This window comes from Variovorax sp. 01T439_2, from assembly GCF_056398445.1.
The window spans coordinates 1-4,733 of the sequence record NZ_JBFTPJ010000436.1; the positions used below are offsets into that span (position 1 = coordinate 1).

The 4,733-nt window shown below is 67.0% G+C and carries 5 protein-coding genes; all 5 read right to left on the bottom strand.

The genetic code is table 11. The features are described from left to right. The coding region (locus tag AC1DOC_RS19725) for a hypothetical protein (protein WP_478129248.1) at positions 1-509 on the bottom strand (509 nt) is incomplete at its 3' end. A gap of 41 nt (positions 510-550) precedes the next feature. Continuing rightward, positions 551-1,429: a Bug family tripartite tricarboxylate transporter substrate binding protein gene (locus AC1DOC_RS19730; protein WP_418149488.1), complete on the bottom strand. Its 879-nt coding sequence runs from the start codon at positions 1,427-1,429 to the stop codon at positions 551-553. Between the two features lie 150 nt (positions 1,430-1,579). Continuing rightward, positions 1,580-2,536, bottom strand: coding sequence for a Bug family tripartite tricarboxylate transporter substrate binding protein (locus AC1DOC_RS19735; protein ID WP_015866094.1), 957 nt, complete (start codon positions 2,534-2,536; stop codon positions 1,580-1,582). Further along, complete coding sequence (locus AC1DOC_RS19740; protein ID WP_478130332.1) at positions 2,529-3,905, bottom strand: amidase; 1,377 nt, start codon at positions 3,903-3,905, stop codon at positions 2,529-2,531. Before AC1DOC_RS19740 ends, AC1DOC_RS19735 begins: the two co-directional genes overlap by 8 nt. After that, a complete protein-coding gene (locus AC1DOC_RS19745; protein WP_478130333.1) occupies positions 3,902-4,570 on the bottom strand; it encodes an RraA family protein in 669 nt (222 codons plus the stop codon). Before AC1DOC_RS19745 ends, AC1DOC_RS19740 begins: the two co-directional genes overlap by 4 nt. Positions 4,571-4,733: the final 163 nt, after the last annotated feature.

Genomic DNA, 4,733 nt, shown 5'->3' on the forward strand with positions numbered 1-4,733 from the left:
CAGTCCTCGCTGCCCACGTAGCCCGAATCCGCCGTCACCGGCCTGGAAAGGCCAGCATCGGCCTCGACAAAGTGGATCGAAGCCGTGCCCGGTTGGTCGAGCACTTCCAGAACGCCCGCAAGCGCCGGCATCATGGCCGGATCRCCGGACGGCCGAAGTCGCATMAGTGCRACTGCGACGCCTCGCGCGMCCCCCGCGCTGTGCACMAGGCGTCCGACCACGCGCGTCGGCGCGATGAATCGKGAAATGTGGTGATTCGACCACTCGGTCTGGCTCGCCAGGGCTGCCCGGTAAGGCGCACTGTCCAGCACATCGAACCGCGTGGTGTTGTAGATCTGCAGGTAGCRCGTCGGCGCGCCGACGGATTCATACCGTCTCGCCTCGAGAAAACCGGGAATTGCCACTCTCTCGGCCAGGTGCTCACGGTCGAACCACTCGTTGAAGTCGGCCTCCTCCTCGGGGAGCACTTCCATCGATGAAATCAGGATGCCTTCGCCAGCAAAGACCATGTCGRTTCTCTCTTTCGGATGATGATGTGGGTCGGTGCGGATCAATCGATCCGGATGTTCGATTCGATGATCACCTTCTCCCACTTGAGGCGGTCCCGCTTGATCGTTTCGGCCARYCGCTGCGGCGAGCCGCCTTCGAGCTCCATTCCCATYTCRAGMAGCTTGTTCTTCACCTCCGGGTCCTTCAGGATGTCGTTCACGTTCTTGTTCAGCAGCGCAATGACGGCGTCGGGCGTCCGGGCGGGTGCCAGCAGTGCAAACCAGTGCAGCAGCTCGAAGTTGGCAAAGCCCTTGGTCTCGGAGACTGCGGGCAGTCCGGGATAGGCGGGCGAGCGTTTCGCTGTCGTCACTGCAAGCGCCTTCATCCGGCCGGCCTTGGCCATCGGCATCGACTCCGGRCCGATGGCCATCATCACGGACACCTGGCCGGACATCAGATCCTGGAGCGCGGGCGCGCCACCCTTGTARGGCACATGCGTCATGTCGATGGACGCCGCGCGCTTGTACAGCTCCATGCCCAGGTGGCTGGGGTTGCCGGCGCCGCTGGAAGCGTAGTTGATCGGTGTCGCCGAAGACCGCGCGAACGCCGTGAGCTCGTCGAACGAATTGACCGGCATCGAAGGATGAACCATGACCACGCTGGGCAGGGTCACGGCCAGCACGATCGGCGCGAGGTCCTTTTCCGGGTCGTAGGCGAGGCGTCCCTTGTAGAGGGTCGGATTGACCGAAAGTCCCGCGGTGGAGGCCAGCAGGATCGTGTAGCCGTCCGGGTTCGCCTTGGCGACGAAGCTGGCCGCGATCTGTTCGGTGGCACCCGGCTTGTTCTCGACGACCACGGGCTGCTTGAGKCGYTGCGACAGCTGCTGCCCGATCAGGCGCGACACCGTGTCGGACGCGCCGCCCGGCGGATAGGGAACCACGATGCGGATGGGCTTGTCCGGGTAGTCCCCTGCGAACGCCGGCCCTGCCATYGCCAGTGAGAGGGCACACGCMRCACGTATCAAGGCAATCTTCATGTCAGCATCCAATCAAGAGAGTGAAAAATTCGTCGTCCGGACCGCCCTGCAAGATCACTGGGGCGTGATCTTGGCGGCCTTCACGAGGCGCGCGTAGCTGTCCGCGTCCTTGCGCATGAACTCCCGGAAGGCTTCGGGCGAGTCCCCGACCGGAATGAGGGAGGTCTCCTCGAGCTGCCTRCGCAACTCGCCGCGCAGCGCGGTCTTGATCGCGGCGTTGAGCCTGTCGATCACGGCCTGGGGTGTGCCGGCCGGCGCGGCAATGCCGGTCCAGGTGACGACCTCGAAGTCGGGCAGCCCCGCTTCCTTCATCGTGGGAACGTCCGGAAGCAGCGGCGAGCGCTGTCGGCTGGTGATGGCCAGCGCACGCAGCTTGCCGCTCCTGGCGTAAGGCAAGGCCGTCGGCGAGGTGTCGAACAGCATGTCGATCTGCCCGCCCATCAGATCCACGAGCGCCGGCGCGCCTCCCTTGTAGGGAACGTGCAGGAGCTCCACGCCGGCCTGCTGCATGAAGATCTCGGTAGAGAAGTGCTGGGCGGAACCGACGCTCGCGCTGCCGAAGCTCAGCTTTCCCGGGCGTGCCTTGGCCAGCGCGATCAACTCGTTGACGCTGCGCACGGGCGACTGCTGGCCCACGACCAGGATGTTGGGCTGATCGACGATCCGCATGATGGGCGCAAAGGCCTGCAGCGGATCGAATGGCGGATTGGCATACAGGAACTGGTTGGCGGCAAAGACACCGGCGCTGCCGACCAGCAGCGTGTAGCCATCCGGCGGCGCCTTGGCGACGTAGGCGGCACCGACGTTGCCGGAGGCACCCGGCTTGTTGTCGACCACGAAGGGCTGCTTCAGCGCGTCCTGCAGGCTCTTGCCGACCAGGCGCGCGACCAGATCCACGCTGCCGCCCGGAGGAAACGGGACGATCAGGCGCACCGGCTTGTGCGGGTAGTCCTGGGCGGCCGCGCACGGAACGACGAATGCCAGCAGGACGGCAGCCAGCTTGCTAAGCATTGCGCACCTCCTGCGACGGAATTCGAGACGGATGCAGTGCGGCGGCGACATCGGCAGCGACACCCAGCAGTGCGTGATCGCATCCCGCGCGCCCGACCAGTTGCAGCCCGATGGGCCGTGCGTCGTCGTCCTCACCCGCGGGAAGCGAGATACCGCACAGCGCGAGCAGGTTGACCGGGCGGGTGAAGTGGACCGGCGCCACGTYGTGGTCGACGTCCTCGAGGCGCGGCGCGGTCATCGCCGTSACSGGCATGGCGAYGGCGGACAGCCCGAGCCTGTCCATSTCGCCGGCGAACTCCTGCTGCCAGCGCGACGCGGTGGCTTGGGCCTGCAGGTACTGCACGGCCGTGGTCGCCCGGGCGGCGACAAGCCGCGACCGCACCGACGGATCCATCGGTGCGTCCGGGTCGTCCAGGAACCGGTTGTTCACCCAGGCGCCTTCGGCGATCATGATGGCATTGGTGGGTTCCTTGAACGCCGCCAGCGGCGCCGGAAACCGGAATGGCACCAGGCTGAAACCCGCCTGCTCGAGCCTTTGCAGGCACTGTGCCTGGCATCGCGCGACGGCCGGCGCGAGCGGCGCGAGTTCATCCGCCTCCAGGACGCCGATCCGCTGGCGGGCGTCCGCGCCCGAACCGGGCGCGCCGGCGAGCGCCTCGAAGCACATCCGGGCATCCTGCACCGACGACGCGAGCAGGCCCACGCTGTCCAGGCTCTCGCTGAGCGCATAGACGCCCTCGCGCGGCAGCGCATCGATGGTGGGCTTGAAGCCCACGATGCCGCAGAAGGCCGCGGGTACGCGAACCGAGCCGCCGGTRTCGGARCCGATCGCCCACGGCACCAGGTGGGCTGCSACGGCCACGGCCGATCCGCTGCTGGAGCCGCCTGCCACCAGCRTGTCSGTGGCGCGGCCGGCCGGATTGCGTGGCGTGCCCATGTGCGTATTGGTGCCCCAGGCGCCCAGCGCGAACTGCACCATGTGGGTCTTGCCGACGATGACGCCGCCGGCGTCGGCAATGCGCCGAACGATGGCTGCGTCCTGTTGCGCGATGTTGGCCGACAGCAGCGGTGAGCCYGCCGTCGTGGGCTTGCCCTGGATGTTCACCAGGTCCTTCAGCGCCAACGGAATRCCGTGCAGCRGGCCGCGGTCGTGGCCTGCGCGAAGYTCCTCGTCKGCGAGGGCCGCCGCCGCCARGGCCTCTTCTTCGTAGACCGCCAGGAAGCTCTTGAAGACAGCGTCGTGCGCTGCGATGCGGCGAAGGCACTCCCGCGTGAGGATCACCGAACTSGTCTCTCCGGTTCGCAAGGCACGSGACAGTTCCGCCATCGGTGCGAAGGCGGGCGGCCTGGTCTGATGRGCGCTCGTCATGCCGCTGCCTCCTGGAAAACAAGGCGCGTGTCCAGCACGTCGGAATAGGACTCGCCGGCGCGCAGCCGTGACAGCGTCTGCTGCTCCGCCTGTTGCAGCAAGATCGCCTTCCGGGCCAAGGCCCACGCCTCGTCGGGCCGCATCACCAGAACGCCGTTTTCGTCAGCCAGCACGGCATCGCCGGGATGCACGCGCACGCCCCCGCAGTCCACTGGCCGGCAGAAGCTGCCCGCGTGCCCGCTGGCGCGGGTGGTGYGGGCGCTCAGGCCGCGGGCCCACACCGGCACGCCGAGCTCGCGCAGCTCCGCAATGTCCGTGACGCAGCCATCGACCACCACGCCTGCGACACCGCGAAGGCGCGCCGCGAGCATGCTGGCGCCTCCCATGCACGCGATCGTCTCGTCGCCCGCGCGGTCGACGAACAGGAAATCGCCGGCCCGCAGTTGTCCCAGCGCGTGATGCAGGATGGATCCGTCCGAGCCCTCGCAACGCACGGTGACGGCAGTGCCGACGCTGCGCGCCACCGCAGCCATGGCCTTGATCCGCCCATGCAGGAAGCCGCGATCATGAAAGTGGCCGATGGTGGCCGGCTCGGCCTCCTTCAGCAGGGCCAGCAGTTGCAGCGTGCATGGCGGCGGCAACTCTCCTCGTTCGATGGCAGTCATTTCGGATATCGTCGTTGTGAATGACGGCAATCGTAGGCAGCCGCTCCCGGCACCGATACTGATCAATTCTCACGATGGTTGATTCGAGTTCTTTATCAACGAGGTTCACCCTCCACCAGCTGGAAGCTTTCGTGTGGACCGCGCGTCTCGGCACGGTGCATGC